An 18,839-nucleotide genomic window follows, 5' to 3' on the forward strand; every position below is an offset into this window, starting at 1 on the left:
TGTGACAACATCTTAAGTGCAGCTGGGGTTAAACTGGGCTTTAACTTTGGAAAAGTTGTTGCAAAATCTTCCCAATTGTGGTAAGATGATCGTGGTTTATCCGCAGGAGGTGTTAAAGAATGGATATTTTGAAAATAATATTAACAATTATATTTGTAATAGATTGTATTGCTCTTTCAGCAATTATCCTTCTTCAGGAGGGAAAGTCAGCAGGACTTGGGACGATCAGCGGGGCCGCTGATACTTACTGGGGACAGAATAAGGGACGTTCAATGGAAGGTGCTCTTGTAAAGTCCACAAAGTTCCTTGCTATTTTATTTATGGTTTTGGCACTGGTTTTGAACCTGGGTGTATTTAACTAAGAAGATAAGATGATTGAACACTCTATACAGATATAGAGTGTTTTTTATTATATAAGTGGAAGCCCATGTGGGTTTGCCCACTTTGTTTTATAATAGGAAAGTTCCAAAGTAATAGAAAGAAGGTGAGAATATGAACCAGAATTTTGAAAAAAGAAAAAAAGTCATTTACGATTTTATCTGTGACGATATGTATGTACCCATGAAGATCAAAGAGATAGCGATTGTCCTTCAGATCCCCAAAGAGCAGCGGAGTGAGCTGAAGGAAGTGCTGGACGCACTGGAGGAAGAAGGAAAGATCCATGTGTCCAAAAAAGGAAAATATACGAAGGGGGAGGCCAGGCGCCTGACCGGTGTATTTCAGGCCAATGCCCGGGGATTTGGGTTTGTGATTCAGGAGGGGGAAGAAGAGGATATCTTTATTCCCGAGGAGTACATCGGAGGTGCGTTCCAGGGCGATCAGGTGGAGTTCGTGGTCACGAAGGAAGCGGACAGCAGGCATGGAACGGATGGAAAACGAAAAGAAGGCAGGATTGTGCGTATTCTTTCGCATGGAACGACGAAGGTAGTCGGCCTGTATGAAAAATGCAAAAGCTTTGGATTTGTGCGCCCGGACAGTCAGCGTGTTCTGAATGATATTTATATTCCTGAGGGAAAAGACAAAGGAGCCATGAACGGCCACAAGGTGGTGGTAGAACTGACCTCCTACGGCGGCCAGGACATGAAGCCGGAGGGCCGTGTAGTGGAAATTATAGGACACATCAATGACCCGGGGACAGATATTATGTCCATTGTGAAAGGATATGACCTGCCTGTAGAGTTCCCGGAGCGAGTGCTAAATCAGGCAGAGCGTGTGGGAAAAGAAGTAAGCGAGGCCGATATGGCCGGCAGAATGGATCTGCGGGACTGGCAGATGGTGACCATTGACGGAGAAGATGCAAAGGATCTGGATGATGCGGTTTCCCTTACAAAAGAAGGGGATCTTTACCGGCTTGGCGTCCACATCGCCGATGTTTCGAATTACGTTCAGGAGAAAAGCGCCCTGGACCGGGAGGCTCTGAAGCGTGGGACAAGCGTTTATCTGGCAGACAGGGTCATCCCCATGCTGCCCCATAAGCTGTCCAACGGAATCTGCTCTCTGAACGCAGGAGAAAACCGGCTGGCGCTCAGCTGCATTATGACCATCAATGGAAACGGAGAGGTGGTGGACCACGAGATTGCGGAGACCGTGATCCGGGTAGACGAGCGCATGAGTTATACAAGTGTGGCGAAGATACTTAAGGAGCAGGAAGAGGCCGTATTAAATGGCGTGGAGAGCAGCAAATACAAGGAGCTGGTGCCCATGTTCCTTCTGATGGCGGAACTTTCAGGCATACTGCGTGAGAAACGCAGAAAGCGGGGGTCTATTGACTTCGATTTCCCGGAGACCAAGATGATACTGGATGAAAATGGAAAACCCGTCGACATCAAACCCTATGAACGGAATGTGGCAACAAAGCTCATCGAAGATTTTATGCTGATGGCAAATGAAACGGTTGCAGAAGAGTATTTCTGGAGAGAGCTGCCTTTCCTGTACCGTACCCACGAACAGCCGGATGAAGAAAAGATCCGGAAACTGAGTACTTTTATCAATAATTTCGGTTATCACATCCATGTGGGAAACAGTGAGATCAGGCCCAAGGAGGTTCAGAAGCTCCTTGGAAAAGTAGAAGGAACGCCGCAGGAGCCGCTGATCAGCCGTCTGGCCCTGCGCTCGATGAAGCAGGCAAAGTATACGCCAGAGAACACCGGCCACTTTGGCCTGGCAGCAAAATATTATACCCACTTTACTTCCCCGATCCGGCGGTATCCGGACCTGCAGATTCACCGGATTATCAAAGAGAATATCCGGGGCAGGATGGATGCACAGCGGGAAGAGCATTACAATACCATTCTTCCGGAAGTGGCCAGACAGTCCAGCGAATGCGAACGCCGCGCAGAGGAAGCCGAGCGTGAGACCGTGAAGCTGAAAAAGGTGGAATATATGAGGGACCGGATCGGAGAAGAGTTCGACGGCGTCATATCAGGACTTACAAAATGGGGCGCTTATGTAGAACTGGAGAATACAATAGAAGGACTGGTCCATGTAACAAACATGCGGGATGACCACTATGATTACCGGGAAGAGCAGTATGAACTGGTGGGTGAGCATACCCGGAAGGTATATAAACTGGGACAAAAGGTGCGGGTGAGGGTACTCGATGCAGACCGCCTGCAGCGAACCATTGATTTTGAATTCTGTGAAACAGAGGATTGATAGAGGGAGTAGTGCCATGGCAAAAACGGAAGGCAGACTGATTGCCAACAACAAAAAAGCATATCATGACTATTTTATACTGGAGAAGTACGAGGCCGGAATTGTCCTGCACGGGACAGAGGTAAAGTCCCTGCGTATGGGCCAGTGCAGCATCAAGGAAGCATTCATCCGCATCGAAAACGGGGAAATCTTTATTTACGGCATGCATATCAGCCCGTACGAAAAAGGAAATATTTTCAATAAGGACCCTCTCAGGGTAAGAAAGCTTCTACTCCATAAAAACGAAATAAATAAGCTGTTCGGAAAGATGAAAGAACAAGGCAACACCCTTGTACCGCTTAAGGTTTACTTCAGCGACAGTCTGGTAAAGGTAGAGATCGGGCTGGCTAAGGGGAAAAAGATGTATGACAAGCGGGAAGATATTGCGAAGAAAGATCAGAAACGAGAGGCGCAGCGGGAGTTTAAGGTGCGGAATCTTTGATGAATGAATTGGAATAGGGGGCGGGTTGGCAGAGGGGACGCTCCATGTCAGGGATGCCGGGAAGGCGCTGGGGCTGTATATGCCGCTTTGTGATGCACCCGTGCTGCTAACTGCTTCTAAAAAAACCGATGCCGGATATGCGGGTACGGAGAACACATCACGGGAAATCTGATGATTTCCCGCGCTGGGTTCTCCGAAAACTTGATTTGGAGATCAAGTTTTCCCCCGCATATCCGGCATCGGTTTTTTAAGAAGAAGTAAGCGCACTCTAGCATCACAAAGCGGCATATACAGCCCCAGCGCCTTCCCGGCATCCCTGACATAGAGCTGGCTCTTCCAACCGGCAGGTATTGTTCATTCATGGGGGGATTCCCGGACGGTGGCAGCGGATGAGAATCGTCTGTGCGTATCGTGCCTCTTTGGGGTGTTTATATATTATGGAAAAGAGGTATATATTGTGAATAGAGATAGAAAAATGAGTAAATGTAAAAAAATAATAAGGGGAGATAGAGTCAGTTAAATATGATTACCGATTGGTGAGGGTGTTCCATCGAATAAATTGCCTGCCTTCGTCTTAAAGTTTCGTTAGAATGGAAATAGTTACCAATTCCAATTATGACCTGTATGTAATAAAATTATGGAATATGACTAGAAAGGACGAAAAAGGATGAAAAAGGATAACGGACAATATACAGATATGGTTGGCAGCTATGGCGAGTATTTACGAAGTGAAGAAAGAAGCCAGAATACCATTCAGAAATACCAGCGGGATGTGTCCGCTTTTTTTCAATATCTTGGAGACAGGAAGCTTAATAAAACAGAGGTTATGCTCTGGAAGGAGCATTTAAGTGAAACCCACGCGCCTACGAGTGTAAACTCTATGTTGGCTGCAGTTAACGGATTCCTTGACTGGTACGGCAAATCCCAATGTAAAGTAAAGCCCCTGCGCATTCAGCGGGCATTATACGCAAAACCGGAAAAGGAGCTGGAGGAAGCGGAATACAGACGGCTTATCAATGCCGCTGAGAGAAAGGGAAACCATCGCCTTTCCTTGTTAGTGCAGACGATCTGCTCCACGGGAATACGCGTCTCCGAACTAAAATACATTACGGTACGTGCAGTGAAGGCGGGCAGAGCAGAAGTGGACTGTAAAGGCAAACGGCGCGTTATTTTACTTCCACGGGATTTATGTATAATCTTGGGCAGATTCTGTGACCGGGAAAAAATAAAAGAAGGAGTGGTCTTCCGTACAAAAAACGGGCGGCCTTTGGATCGGTCTAACATATGGAAGATGATGAAAAGCCTTTGTGAAAGTGCTGGGGTGGACAGGGGAAAGGTGTTTCCACATAATCTGAGACACCTGTTTGCAAAAATCTATTACAGAATAAAAAAGGATATATCCCGTCTTGCTGACATACTGGGACACTCCAGTATAAATACGACGCGGATTTATACAATGGAGAATGGAACCGAGCATATCAAGCAGCTTGACAGTATGCATCTTGTCTGTTTCGGGGAACAAAAAAGAATTCCGCAAGAGGGATTCCCGTCCTGTGACGGGGCCGCATAAAGACAGTTTCACTTCATAATCTTATGAAGCGCTAATCACATAAAAGTAAAAAACCACATAATGCTGATTATGTGGTGAAGATCAATCATAAATGGAAAACATTTCCTAAATTGATGCTTATAGAATACCAAGGATCAGTAAAATAGTCAATACTTTGTCGAAAAAGGGTACAAAAAGGAAACCGATATAGAATGCTTTATTCTCGGTTTCCTTTTTGTATCCTTTCTCATGTATTGTACGACCGTTATCTCTTATCTTCCTTATAGATATTGCCAGATTGTGCCACATAATCAGCATTATGTGGTACATGATAAGCGAAGCCTCCCGCTATTTTTAACGGGGAAATAATGCATGATATAACTGGCAATTGATAGGGGATGCAAAAGGTGAAAAATTTGAGACACAGAAAGAAATATCTAACATTGATGCTGGTGGTTGTGCTGCTTGTAACAGGCATGCCGTCTGTGTATGCCGCTCCGGATCGTACAGACAGCACCGCAGCTGCAGAGTTAGACGGAGATTCAGATGCGGAGGTGTTGGAGAAAGTGCCTGACCCTGTTACAAGGCCAGACGGGGAGTCTGCTGTGGAAGAGGCGCCCGATAATGAGAATGCACCCGCGCAAGCCCCGGTGCCTGACACTGGAGAAGCCCCGGCGTCCGCTATTGAGGCTGCTCCTGCCGATGATCCGGTACCTGATATTGGACCCGCGCCCGTGGAAGAACCAGCGCCTACAGATGGGGACACCTCTGCGGAACATACGAATTCGGGCAATGAACTACCGGGGACTTTTGCTGCCGGACAAGGCATGCTGGAAATGAGGCTGCCCGACGACGCCATTTCCTTTACTCCCAACCAACCGGGGCAGAATGCGATGATAAATTACCAGCCGAAAAATGATGGCAAACAAACCAAGCTGGTCATTACCGGCTATAAAAAAGCGGGCATGGATCCGACAAAGCTGCCGGCTGTGGCAGATCCGATCCGATCAGCGAGCTATGATCCTGACATTGACAGTATTATTATAAATTTTAAAGACGGATTCGATTTAAATAGCGCCACCAGTTTTCTTCTTCCTATACAAAATAAAAATGACAGCTATAGCGATCTCGGCAACGAGGAGGCATTCTCCAATTCAGTCAAGGTGGGGGCGGACGGTGTTATACGGGGAATCGGGCTTGAGATTAAAGCATATAGGGACAACGTATTAGAACAGACCGCACGCTTTATGGTACCGATCACCTATGAAATGACATCAAAAGATTTGAGAACTACGGAGATAGCACTATTCACCAATGTGGAAACCGCTAACGATGGCGGGGGAAACGGAACTAACTGGCTGTCTCAGGAAGGGGATTACTGGATTGAGTGTCCATTGAAGGATGGAAGTATGGGAACTGACAAAGTGTCTGACCGGTATATTCAGAAGATGCACCTTGAAATCCCCCTGCCTCCGGGTGTTACCTTTGTCAGCTCGCCATTGGAAGGCGGTACAGCCGGCGAGAAGATCAGTGCTTCAGCAGACAAAACCACCATTTTTTACGACCGGGACGTGTATCAGTACGGAACAGAAATTGAATTCCGAATGAGACTGGATTATACAGGAATTAACAATGGTGGTTCTGATCTCACCCAAAAGATTTTCAGCGACTGGTTTAACCTGTACAACAATTCCACAAGTATAAAGGAAAGGCAGCAATTTGGAAAACCGTGGAAGTTTACGGGAAAGATTTATGGAATTCCCCAAGAACTCTCATTCAATGACCGATCCGTGCTGAGACTGGATATTGACACACAGAGTGTACGCGTCTGGTCTAATAACAATGCCAACAAGGATTATAGTCAGGCAGGTAATTATGTAATTAATAATGACATGAAAGACAGTGCTGATAACGCCCGAACATGGTTCAGAGTGCTTGCCCCCCAATATGTTTATCCTACCCATTATACCAGGCAGTCTGTGTTTACCATGGATTGGGGGATTCAGCTTACTTCGGTTGTGATATCGAATTGGTCGTCTGAACCATCCGGTAAAGCTGAGCTGATTTTTTTTACCAACAAGGGCCGGAAGTTTCAACAGACTGTATCAGGGCAGGAATCTTACAGCGTTCCTGCGCTGGATACCGGCGAGTATGTGACGAAGCTTGCGGTGCAGGCTACGGGAAAATGTACACTGGGTTTTAATCTAAAAGCAGACCTCATGACCACCAATGAGGACGGTTCCCCAATGGCTGCCGGTACCCAGTCTAAAATTAATGTGTACCACGAAATTGTGAATTATGGAACTGTGGAACCGAGTGTCCGCAGTGGGAAAAAGTTCCACACCGCCACCGTTACCTATGTGCCGCCGAAACCTGCAGCTCCTGTAGTTAATTGGAAGTCGGAAAAATTCGATTATGCCATGGACTATACCTACCATGATACCCGTCTGTTCCAAATCGCGAATACGTCCGCAGAAAGCGGCGGTGCGACTCTTATGCCGCTGAAAAACGTAAGAACAGGGCAGACATCCAATATTAAGGCGAACGGCAGCGATTCGGAACCCTTCTTTCTTTATCAAATGCTGGGGCAAAACCCGGTAACATTGAAGCTGACGGGATTTGAAAAACCGGCGGACTATCCGGATGTGACGATCAGATATACCACATCCCTTGGACATACTTATGAGATTACGATAGGGAAATCGGAATTTGCAAATGGAGCTTCCCCGGAAGTAAATTTCAATTTACAGCAAGGTGAGTTTGTGACAAGCTTTTCTGATATAAAGCTTTCAAATCTGCCCGTCAATGCATCTGTGGAGATGGTATTGGACACCTTCAGGCTGACGGACGGAATCCTGCCAAGCGGCAGGGCTGTCGATACTTTGTCTTATGAAAAAGAAGGTGAATCAAGTTTGTATACAACGTGGGTGCATAGCTATGCTGCGTCCGTAACCTATGAGGATTTATCAGGTACGGCGTATTCGGGCGCTTATGACATTGGAGACATCGGGCGTTTGTATTGGTATATATGTATCCCTTTCGGTCCCGTTAAATACTCTGGAACGGAACTCATGTTATCTCCCCCCACCATTGCTGCGGGCGGTAAAACAACCCTGAAGTTTTACTTGAACGACGTGGCATTTAACCCTACTTATGCCTTTGAAATCGACAAAAACTTCGATTATGTCCGGGAAAGCTTTCAAGGAATAGGGAACAAATATAAATTTATTGAAGAATGGCTGCCGAATTACTTTAGGGATCCGACTGATACGGCGCATTATGGCAACGGTCTTTTGCGCATCCGCTTTATCGGTAAAGGAAGCGAAGCATTTAACCTCTTTCCTGTGAAGAATTCCTCTGCCGATAATCAAAACTTCAAAGACTACCAATTTTCCATGACCCTGCGGGCGAAACATCAGACAGAGCCGGGGACATATCGGCTGACGCCCATGGTATACCGCTCAGATAAAGATGCGCTTAAAAACCTGGCCGGAAAAAAGGTGGAGGTGAGCGGATGGAAAGCCCCTAAAAGTCTGCCTGAGCTAGATTCTTTCACACCTGTGGAGATATCCAAAACAGGCGCAGTCGCCGGCGGCGCCGGTATTAGTATTAACCGGGCAGCCGATCCTTATGACATTGACGGCGACGGGGACAAGGGCGCTTCAATCGTAAGTCTGGAGCCCCCCGACTACCCGTGCTATAAACAGACGGTTTCAAAAATGACGACAGGGGCGGTCAGCACATGGCTGAGAGATCCGAAGACAGGGACGGAAATGACGGAGGCACAGCTGCATCCCCATGGGGAGGTGGACTTTATGCAGTCCACTCGTATCATAGGCAGCAAGGACGGCAGCGACTTTATCGGCTATTATCATGTACCGAAACGGGGGCACTCCATTACCTATGTGGATCAAAACGGTAACGAATTACATTACACTTCACAGTTTGACACCTACATAACAGACTTTGTTAACATCACGGTGAACGGCCAGCCGGTACCTCCGGATGCGGGAATGTCGGTATTTTATTACATATCGCCGCATCCCGAAGACCCGGACAGCGACGACCACAATGCCATGAATGAACTGAACGGAGGCCAAGACACCTCACCAAATTACCTCACAGAGCAGGAAGTGCGGGACAGGGCGGCGGCCGAGATGAAAACGCCGGCGGATATCCTTGCAAACTGCACCATGATAAAAATCAAATCCAAAGTTCTTACGGCAAACGTGGATATCGTGAGCAGCATTCCTATGAAAATAGGCCATAAGGAAGAGGGAGATAAGGAAGTCATAAAAGATTATTTCAGCGGAGTATATACCTACTCCATGGATGGCAGCCCGTTTCCGGTAGCCTATACGCCCCTGACCATTCTGTCCATGGTGCCGTATACGGTGTCCGGTACAGTGTTCAGTGATAAAAACGCCAATTCGTTATTGGACATCAGCGACAGCGGGATAGAGGGAATAAGGGTGGAACTGCACCAGACCGGGACAGATCCTCATACCGGAGATCCCATTGGAGATAAACTGGTCGAAACACAGACCACAGTTTGGGACGGAAGCTACAAGTTTACTGTGCCTTATCATGGGGATTATTACTTGAAGATTCAAGTTCCGGCCGGAAAACTGCTGAGCCAGCCGTATAAGCCAGACGGTCTGCCTTATGAACAGTCCGTGTTTAAACAGGAGGGAGACAATGCGGTAACGGAACCCATCACGCTGGACGATACCGATGTCCTATATCAAAACGCCGGACTTGCTGACAAGCGGTTTTTGAACGTACCCAGCGATATCTACCTCTCGGTGGGGGAGACAAGGAAGATTCCTTACACCATCCAGCCGGATTACCTTATGTATGATCCAGTTTTCGCGATCAAGCCAGCGCTTGCAAGCAGCGCAAACAACTTCTTCACCGCAGATCCTGACAGTTTGAAGCTGACAGGTAAAGCGGAAGGCCAGGGAACAATCACCCTGTCCATCCCGGAAGCACTGGACGGAACTGTTACGATTACAAAAGAAATTACGGTTCATGTGGAGCCGGAGTCTGTGGCCGGGATCAGTGTTCCGCTGAAGGCAGAGATTTACGCCGTGAAGGGGAAGGAGAATCAAATTATCGCTCCGGTGATGAGCGTGTACAATTATGGCAGGGACAAGACACGCATTTTTATAAACAATGCAGACCAGGAAAATACGGGTAGCAGCCCCGTTTTGGAACTGGTAGGAAAAAAAGCTGCATCCGCCGGCTATGCCGACAACGAAATCAGTCTGAACGTAACTTCTGTCAAGCGAGACAACCCTTTTATGGGAATTGCGGAAACCGATTTCACAAAGCTAGCCATGCAAAATAATGGAAAGGGCCTGATTCTCGGCGATTTGCCGGGGTTTGACAGCAACAGCAACTGGGGACAGTTTACGTTCAGCGGCGCATATGATCCAGGCATTGTTTCCACACTGCCTGCAGATAACCGTTTTGTTCTGCGCTATCGGGCTGAAAAGGTGAGTCCATGAACATACATGTAAATAGAAATAACAGGAAAAAATGTCTGATCCTCGCTGCGGCAGCCGCTGTGCTGCTGGGGGTGGCAGTCACGGCAGCGCTTTTGCCAGGCCGTCCGGAAGAACAAGGAGATTTTGTCGTAGATGAACGTACGGAGACAAGCGCAGAAATGAAAGACCCTGCGTTTATTCAAAAAAAAGTGCAGGAGAATGCGGATGCAAGCAGAATGATTCTGCGGATCAACAGCCAGATACAACTGAAAAAAAATTGGGACGAGGCCCTGCTGTATCTTAGCAATGTGCCGGAAAATCCTTACGATCTTTATCTGGAGCTTATCTGTGATGAAAGCGGAAAGACCGTGTACAAATCAAATATTCTAAAGCCGGGGGACAGCGTGGAGAAAGACCGACTTACAGGCATTGAAAGGTCAGGCGCGCAGCCTTACACGGCATTGTTTCATATTCTGGAAGACGGAAAGGAAATAAGTACGGTGGAATATGCCGTTACTGTAGAGCTTTTAGGAGGTGATGAATAATGATACATGCAAAAACAGGGGATAAAACGCAGAAAACCAAGAAGAAACACCGGTGGATTTTTTTCCTGCTGCTCTTAATTCTCTTCATACTTGCGGGCGTGGGATATTGGTTTTTCGGTCGTCCCGCCGATGACTTTTATTTCGATAAGCAGGCACGGGACGGACTCATCAAAGCAAGAACCAAAGAGGATGTGCAGAAGATTCTGGACACGGTAGTTGAAAAGGGGATGTTCAACGCTTCTATCAACCCAAACCCGGTATTTCCTGACGGGAAGACGGAAGGCGACCTTTATATCGAGAACATCAAGGCAAACCATTATTACACTAAGGTCGGCATCACACTTACGGACGGAGGGGAGACCGTTTTTCAAAGCGGTGGCATCAAGCCGGATCAAAACATTGAGAAGGCAAAGCTGGACAAGGAGCTTCCCAAGGGAACGTACCCGGCGGTCGCCAGGTTTTCCATCATAGACCCTCAAACTCTGAAGGATATCGGTGTGGTGAATATTAATATCACCTTAACGATCCAGAACTAACCGGTCATAACAGCAAAGTCTGTATGATAATAAATTTTAAACAAAAGGAGAAAGAACTATGAAGAAAAAAATTGTAGGAATCGTAATGGCTGCCACACTGTTAATGAGCACAGCTATCACAGCATTCGCAGCTGGAAATCCGGCAGGGGGCAACACCGACGTATATGTAGGTGTTACGAACACAACCCCTGCAAACATCAGTGTAACCGTACCAACAGCCCTTGCGATCGCGGTGGTTGCCGCTGATAGTAAGGTCACCACGCTGATGGGCAACTACATGGTGGACGCTGCCGGTGACATTACCATGAGTGGTGATGCGAGCCAGGGCATCAAGGATCAGCGTGTCACCTTTGTGAACAACGGAGACGTGGCCGCCAAGGTGACCGGTGCCAAAATCATCAATTCCTATGGCAGCAAATGGACTATCGATAACACTGCGGGGAGTGCCCATGAGCTTTCCTTGAAACTCAACTCTGTGCTGGCTGGCACCATTGCTCCGGACAATAACGCCACCATCATGCTGAATGATTTTGCCCTGCCGGCGAATGAGGTTGCTCATATGGCGGCTGAAGTAAAAGCAGGTGGAACCGCCGGAGATTACTCTGCGCCCGAGAAATCCGCAAAATCCTTTGTCATTGAGTGGAACATCGCGGCACAGTAAAAACACAAGGTAATGACCTGGCAGAAAGCTGCGGGTTATCAAATCTGCAGCGCAGCGAGCCGCGGGATATTGAGCCAAGGCAGCCGCTAAATGTATATGTCTGCATGTACATTTGGCTCGTTACCTTCATGAGGACAAAATCTTTACATAAGGGAGAGTACATATGAAGCAGAAGGAGAAAACCGCCAGTAAAAATACAAAGAGAACAGGACGTCTGATCGTGATACTGCTGGTGCTGCTTCTCCTTGGAACCGTTTTCTTTTTTGCCTGGCAGTATTTCAGCCGGGAAGGCGGGGTCTATAAAGACCGGGATGCACAGCTGGGGATACTTCCGAACATGAGTGAGGAAGAAGTTCAGCAGCGGCTGAACACAGTGGTTTCGGAAGGAATGATGAACGTGAGCATCAATCCCCACCCTGTATTTGAGGATGGGAAGTCCCCCGGAAATCTTAGAATCGAGAACATTAAGCAAAACCATTATTCTTATATTGTAAGTATCACACGAGATGACACCGGAGAAGAGATTTACAAATCCGGCTTATTGGAGCCGGGGTATTATATTGAGGAAGCAAGCCTCTCCTCGGCGCTGAAACAGGGAGATTATCCGGCAACCGCCCGATTTCTGGCCTATCAGGATCCAAAGGAAAAGCCTATTGGAGCGGCCGTCATTAAAATGACTATAACGGTATCAAAATAGCGGGGAGGAAGTCAAATGAAAAGGATGAAATGGCTGGTGACGGTATTAGCCTTCCTGACGCTTTGTTTTCCGGTTTCCGTTCTTGCAGACACGGACGATTTTTCAACAGATGTTTATGTTGGTGTTATCACGTTGACGAAACCCAATGTGTACTTTTGGGTGGTGGATGAGGAGGATAAACCAATTGATGGAGCCAGTATTGAGATATGGGCCAATGAGCAGCTTGGGTATCAGCTGCTGGGGGTTACCCATGATGGGGGAACTTATGATTCGATCATACCGTATGGAAATTACCATTGCAAAGTGTACAAAACAGGTTATGAAACAACAGAGCTTAATTTGGTGTTATCGGGGAGCAATAATCCGCATATTGAAAAAGTAGTTTTAAAAAAGACAGAAACCCCATCAGCGCCTTCATCCGTTCCGGTCCGACCAACCGGAAGCAGTCTGACTGTAAGCAGACCCATAAAAACCGGCGATATTTCCAATTTACTTTTGTATCTCCTGCCAGCGGTCATCTCTATTTTGTTATTGGTCATCCTGCTCCCCGGAAGAAAAAATACGAGAGAAAGCGGAGGTTGAATAAAGGATGGAAAACGTATGTCTTTTGGATAAACTGGCGGCTGTACTGCAACTTCGCTGCTTATCTGATCTGAGGATGCATAAAAAAGACTGTTATTTAATTTTATCCAGTTTTGAACTCCAACTGTACACGATACAGCAGTGGAAGGAGACACTGAATTACATAGAAACACAAACACACCAGTTGGAAAGCTATCCTGACATTACCTGCTGCATCCAGGATAAACTGAGGAACTATTGCCAGGAATACAAGGCAGGGGCAGTTCCATACGTGGTTAAATTTTCTGAAAAATAGTTTATTTAACGACAGGACCCAAATAGGATATCAAAGAAATAGGATAGTTAAAAAACGGGGAAGTATGGCTCATGCGAATCGAACTTCTCCGTAAATTTTACACCCGTTAGGAAGACGAGGCAAAAGAGATTCAGACGGAGTATGAGGAGGCCTTCGAATTAATAACTGCGGATAAATGGGTAGAAGATCTGGTAAAGCGTTTCCAAAATAACTGTACTGGAGAGGTTCGAAATAAAAAATATGACCAATCGTCATTTTTGTGTTGTTTTCCTGGTTTGTTTTTGTTATACTTAACCCGATATATGCAGGAGGGCATTCATTATGAAAAAAGCATTTCGGATATTCAAAAGGGATCTTGGGCGTCTTGTACATAACCGGGTCGCCGTGATTGTGATGGCAGGCGTTTGTGTCCTGCCGTCTTTGTATGCGTGGTTTAATATTGCCGCAAATATGGATCCATACAGCAATACGCAGGGGATTAAGGTGGCTGTGGCCAATCATGATACGGAAGCGGCGAATGACCTGATTACTCTGAATGCGGGGGATCGTATTGAGGAGAATCTGAGGGAAAATGATCAGCTGGGGTGGACATTCGTGGAGGAGTCCCAGGCTGTGGAAGGGGTAAAGTCAGGAAAGTACTATGCGGCCATCGTGATACCGGAGGATTTCAGCAGTTCGCTTCTGAGCATTATCTCGGGGTATCCGGTAAAACCCCGGCTGGATTACTATATTAATGAAAAGAAGAATGCGATTGCTCCTAAGATCACAGACACAGGGGCAGGCACCGTGCAGCAGGAGATTAACGATACTTTTTCCTCTGTGGCGGCAGAGACAATTTCAAAACTGATCCAGAGCTCTGTCACCCGGCTTTCGGGGGATATGGGCAGTATGAATACGGAAGTGATGACCATGCTGTCTGAGATTCAGCAGAATCTGGGGCAGTATCAGACTGTGCTGAAGAATTTTCAGGACACGGTCGGAGATAGTTCCGGGCAGATCAGCAATACGCAGGAAGTGCTGGACAGTGTGAAATCGGCTGCGTCAGCGGGTTCGGACACATTGTCGGATACTGCTTCTGTACTGAGCAGCGGACGAGGCAGTATTGGGGAATTTTCTTCTGCATTTTCCGGCAGCCTGTCGGACGGGGAGAACTGGCTTAACAATATTTACGGCTCGGCATCCGACAGCCTGAGTTCCCTTAAGAATCAGGCGGACACGGTGAACGGGGCAGTGAAAGATGGAATTGATTCGGTACAGAATCTGGTGGATACAAACAGCAGTATTCTGGAAAAGCTGGAGGAAATCAGTGCGGATCTGCCGGATGCGCTTAAGGAGGCTGTTTCCGGACGGATTGCCGAGCTGCAGGCGCAGAATGAAGAGTTTCAAACTCTTCTGGACTCATTGAGCCAGAGCAATGCCAGTATGGGAAATGCAATGGACACCGCGCAAAGCACCAAGGAGCAGCTGGAAACGCTGGTATCTCAGAGCAGGCAGTCGCTGCGGGATTACCGTAATAACTTTGACCAGACGCTTCTGCCCCAGCTGAACGAGTCAATGGATTCTTTTTCTGCCCTGGGCGGAGAAATGTCCGCTGCGCTGTCTGGCGTATCGGCTTCCACAGATCAGTTGAAGGGAATCCTGTCCCAGCTTGGCACAAGCCTAGAGGATAGTTCTAAGGCGCTGGGCAGGACGGGGGATTCTGTAACCTCTTTGAAGGGGCAGATGGACCGGATCGTGACGGATCTGCAGGCATTGCAGAGTTCGGAGGCTTATCAGCAATTTCTTTCACTGGAGGGGCTGGACGCGGACTCCATTGCAGAGTTTATGGCATCGCCGGTGAACATTCGAAGTGAAACTCTGTACAGCGTAAAGAATTACGGTATTTCCATGACTCCTTTTTACACAAACCTGGCGCTCTGGGTAGGCGGAATTGTATTAATTGCGATTCTGAAAATGGAAGTTGACAGAGGCGGTGGTGTCAGGCACTTTTCCACATCCGAGGCATACTTCGGCAGATGGCTTCTTTTTGTTGTGATCGGTCTTATTCAGGGACTGATCGTATGTCTGGGGGACCTGTGGCTTTTGAAGGTGCAGTGCCTCCATCCCGCTGCCTTTGTACTCACGGGAATGTTCTGCTCCTTTGTGTATGTGAACCTGATCTATGCCCTGTCTAGCGCGCTGAAGCATATTGGGAAAGCGCTTTGTATCGTACTGGTAATTCTGCAGATCCCGGGATCTGCGGGCACATATCCGATTGAGATGACGCCGCCGTTCTTCCAAAAGCTGCACCCTCTGCTTCCCTTTACTTATGGAATCAATGCAATGAGAGAGGCGATTGCAGGCATGTATGGAAATGCCTTCTGGGGCAGCCTGCTCCATCTGGCGGTGTATCTGCCGGCAGCCCTGCTGATCGGGCTTGGGCTGCGAAGGCTGCTGGTGAATCTGAATGATCTGTTTGACAGAAAGCTAGGAGAGACAGACTTGATGCTCTGCGAAACTTCAGACGGAAAGGGGGGGAAGACGCCCTTCTCCCTGGCAGTCAGGACACTGCTTCGGGATCAGACCATGCGGGAAGAACTGGTTGCAAAGGCCGCTGCATTTGAAGCGGGCTATAAGAAACGGATCCGTAATGGCTTTTTAGCGATTCTGATTCTTCCGGCGGTCTTTTTAGTCCTGATGTTCAGCATTGAGTCAAAGATTGTCTTTCTGGTTCTATGGATTGTATCAATAATTGTAATCGCGGTTTATCTGATCTGTCAGGAATACATCCACGACCGCCTGCAGCGGCAGATTGAGCTGGGATCACTGACCCAGGAAGAGCTTCTGGACGCAATGAAAGGGAGGGATGAGTGATGAAGAATATATGGGGCATCTTCAGAAGGGATGTGAAGCGGTGCTATAAAAATGTCATCGCTCTGATCGTTGTACTGGGAATTGTTGTGGTTCCGGCTCTGTATGCATGGTTTAACATTGCCGCCAGCTGGGATCCCTATGAGAATACGGGAAACCTCAAAGTTGCGGTAGCAAGTGTGGATGAAGGGTATGAGGGGGATCTGGTCCCGGTTTCACTCAATCTGGGAGAGAATGTCCTTTCCGCACTGCGGGAAAATACACAGCTGGACTGGACCTTTACAAGCAGCGCCAAAGCAGTGGACGGTGTGAAGTCCGGTAAATATTACGCTGCAATTGTGATCCCGGAAGATTTCAGCAGGAATATGATGAGCCTTTTCTCAGGCACAGTTACGAACCCTGAGATCACTTATTATTCCAATGCCAAAGAAAACGCGATAGCGCCCAAGGTCACGGACAAGGGAGCCAGTGCCGTGCAGACACAGGTAAAGGAAGTGTTTATTAAAACCATATCTGACACGGCCATTACGGCCATGCAGGCTGTAGCAGATACGGCAGAACAGGAGGGCGCAGAATCAATTGCCGCTACACTGATAGCGAACCTGGAAAGGACTTCCGCCGATTTAAGCGCGGCCGCGGGTACCATCCAGGCATTTTCTTCCATGGTGGTGTCTACACAGCAGATGCTGGATACCACATCCGGGTTTTTAAAACAGTCCAGAGAGCATTCAGACAGCAGTTTGAGTGCGCTGAAAGAGAAAGAAAGCTCATTTTCAGATATGCAGGGAGCCATATCTGGCGCAGCAGAAGGCATGAATCAGGCCCTGGCAGACAGCGCAGGTTTTTATCAACAGATGGGGGAAACGATTCATGGTGGACTGGATTCCCTGTCATCGGATGCGGCTGCAACCGCAGGCACTCTGGATCTGTTTTCAGAAAAGATCAGTAACATCATACAATCCTATACGAACCTGCGGGATGCCCTGCAGTCGCTTGGAGAGGAACATGCGGTAATTGCCCCGGCTGTTGGCAGTGTCGTGGGAAAACTGAATGAATCCATAGCTGTCCAGCAGTCTCTTTATGATAAGCTGAGCAAAGCGGCGGAGACGATTCGAAATAAACCGGAGGAGGCTCTTACCTCAGAGGAAGAACTGGACGCCCTCCTTGAGCAGAGTGCACAGAGCCTGTCAAAGGTTCAGAGTGAGTATGAGGAACAGGTGAAACGGAATCTGGACGGCCTTTATGCCTCTCTGGGAGATACCCGGAGCAGTATATCCGGGCTTCTGAAACAGCTGGATGAGAGTGCCGATGGTATCTACACTTTATCCGGTTCTGCTTCGTCAGACCTGTCACAGATAAAAGAAACACTGGATACGTCCGGTTCGCTGCTGGAAAAGGCGGCCTCACGGCTGACGGAAACGGTATGGAAGCTGAATCAGGCACAGAGCAGCGGCGATTTCCAGACGCTGGAAGAGATCGTAGGCGGGGACAAAGAAAGCATCAGCGCCTTCCTTGCATCTCCGGTGGAACTGGAGACAACTAAACTGTATCCAATAGAGAATTACGGGTCTTCCATGGCGCCGTTTTACTCCACCCTTGCGATCTGGGTGGGCGGCATCGTACTGGTCGCAATGTTAAAGGTTACCGTATCTCCAAAATCACTGAACGGACTGAAGCGTGTAAAGAATTACCAGGTCTATTTGGGGAGGTATCTCATATTCCTGCTGGCGGGACTGTTCCAGAGCGGGCTTATCTGCCTGGGAGATCTTTACTATCTGCAGATTCAGTGTGAGCATCCGTTCCTGTTTCTGCTGGCCGGCTGGATTACCAGCATTGTGTATGTAAATATCATATATACCCTGACCGTGTCCTTCGGAGATATCGGGAAGGCAGTCTGCGTTGTGCTTCTGGTTATGCAGGTGGCAGGATCAGGCGGGACGTTTCCAATTGAAGTGGCGCCGGCATTTTTCCAGAAGGTATATCCGCTGCTTCCGTTTACCCACAGTATGACCGCCATGCGTGAGTGCATCGGCGGGGCTTATGGGATGACATATTGGAGAGAACTGGGGATACTGGTGATCTTCCTGGCGGCATCACTTATGCTGGGCCTGGTGCTGAGAAAGCCTGTTATAAAGCTGAACACTGCATTCTCAGAGAAACTTGAGGAGACGCAGCTTATGTAGGCGGGGGATTTCGGCTGGAGGGGCTTCTGAGAGAAGCAGGATGCACGGATGCCGGCCGCTTCCCGATCATATAAGTTTTTGTGTTTAAAATGTTGTATACTTTAAATCATATGAAGCACCTTTCTTTGTGTGTATGAATCATTGGCAAAAGGATTCTGTCACAAAGAGGTGCTTTCTTTTAAGATGTTATTTTCTACAATAGGTCTTGCATTCCGCTTTAGGAATTGCTGTTCTCTTTACAAGACGGATATATTTTAGAAATAACAAAATAGTGCACTTTTATCAAAATGTTATAATAAAAAAAGAATTGTTTATG

14 protein-coding genes are annotated in these 18,839 nt (G+C 47.7%); all 14 read left to right on the forward strand.

Annotated elements, in window-relative coordinates; all coding sequences use genetic code 11:
* The first annotated feature begins 119 nt into the window (after positions 1-119).
* A complete protein-coding gene (secG, locus tag ARB69_RS15460; RefSeq protein WP_025656397.1) occupies positions 120-362 on the forward strand; it encodes a preprotein translocase subunit SecG in 243 nt (80 codons plus the stop codon).
* Between the two features lie 130 nt (positions 363-492).
* A complete protein-coding gene (gene rnr / locus ARB69_RS15465; protein ID WP_055154096.1) occupies positions 493-2,655 on the forward strand; it encodes a ribonuclease R in 2,163 nt (720 codons plus the stop codon).
* A 16-nt stretch (positions 2,656-2,671) separates the two neighbouring features.
* Positions 2,672-3,136 carry an SsrA-binding protein SmpB gene (gene smpB, locus ARB69_RS15470; RefSeq protein ID WP_050640224.1) on the forward strand — a complete coding sequence of 155 codons (465 nt, stop codon included), beginning with the start codon at positions 2,672-2,674 and terminating at the stop codon, positions 3,134-3,136.
* 25 nt (positions 3,137-3,161) lie between these two features.
* Entirely contained in the window at positions 3,162-3,308 is a 147-nt protein-coding gene (locus ARB69_RS26745; RefSeq protein WP_154253326.1) for a hypothetical protein, read from the forward strand.
* 495 nt (positions 3,309-3,803) lie between these two features.
* Positions 3,804-4,706, forward strand: a complete 903-nt coding sequence (locus ARB69_RS15475) for a tyrosine-type recombinase/integrase (RefSeq protein WP_055154098.1) — start codon at positions 3,804-3,806, stop codon at positions 4,704-4,706.
* Positions 4,707-5,092: 386 nt separating this feature from the next.
* Positions 5,093-10,195 carry an SdrD B-like domain-containing protein gene (locus ARB69_RS15485; RefSeq protein WP_055154102.1) on the forward strand — a complete coding sequence of 1,701 codons (5,103 nt, stop codon included), beginning with the start codon at positions 5,093-5,095 and terminating at the stop codon, positions 10,193-10,195.
* Positions 10,192-10,719: a hypothetical protein gene (locus tag ARB69_RS15490; protein WP_055154104.1), complete on the forward strand. Its 528-nt coding sequence runs from the start codon at positions 10,192-10,194 to the stop codon at positions 10,717-10,719. Before ARB69_RS15485 ends, ARB69_RS15490 begins: the two co-directional genes overlap by 4 nt.
* Positions 10,719-11,255, forward strand: coding sequence for a hypothetical protein (locus tag ARB69_RS15495; RefSeq protein WP_055154106.1), 537 nt, complete (start codon positions 10,719-10,721; stop codon positions 11,253-11,255). Before ARB69_RS15490 ends, ARB69_RS15495 begins: the two co-directional genes overlap by 1 nt.
* Positions 11,256-11,313: 58 nt before the next feature.
* Positions 11,314-11,916 carry a hypothetical protein gene (locus ARB69_RS15500; RefSeq protein WP_055154108.1) on the forward strand — a complete coding sequence of 201 codons (603 nt, stop codon included), beginning with the start codon at positions 11,314-11,316 and terminating at the stop codon, positions 11,914-11,916.
* Positions 11,917-12,079: 163 nt separating this feature from the next.
* Positions 12,080-12,613: a hypothetical protein gene (locus ARB69_RS15505; protein ID WP_055154110.1), complete on the forward strand. Its 534-nt coding sequence runs from the start codon at positions 12,080-12,082 to the stop codon at positions 12,611-12,613.
* 15 nt (positions 12,614-12,628) lie between these two features.
* Positions 12,629-13,195, forward strand: coding sequence for a hypothetical protein (locus tag ARB69_RS15510; RefSeq protein ID WP_055154112.1), 567 nt, complete (start codon positions 12,629-12,631; stop codon positions 13,193-13,195).
* Between the two features lie 7 nt (positions 13,196-13,202).
* On the forward strand, positions 13,203-13,490 hold the full coding sequence (locus tag ARB69_RS15515; RefSeq protein ID WP_055154114.1) for a hypothetical protein: 288 nt from the start codon (positions 13,203-13,205) through the stop codon (positions 13,488-13,490).
* 321 nt (positions 13,491-13,811) lie between these two features.
* The gene (locus ARB69_RS15520) at positions 13,812-16,343 is read left to right on the forward strand and encodes a YhgE/Pip family protein (protein WP_055154116.1); all 2,532 of its coding nucleotides are present in this window, start codon (positions 13,812-13,814) and stop codon (positions 16,341-16,343) included.
* Positions 16,343-18,523: a YhgE/Pip domain-containing protein gene (locus ARB69_RS15525; RefSeq protein ID WP_055154118.1), complete on the forward strand. Its 2,181-nt coding sequence runs from the start codon at positions 16,343-16,345 to the stop codon at positions 18,521-18,523. The genes ARB69_RS15520 and ARB69_RS15525 overlap by 1 nt, the downstream gene beginning before the upstream one ends.
* Positions 18,524-18,839: the final 316 nt, after the last annotated feature.

This window comes from Faecalicatena contorta, assembly GCF_001404335.1.
Taxonomy (GTDB): domain Bacteria; phylum Bacillota; class Clostridia; order Lachnospirales; family Lachnospiraceae; genus Faecalicatena; species Faecalicatena contortus_B.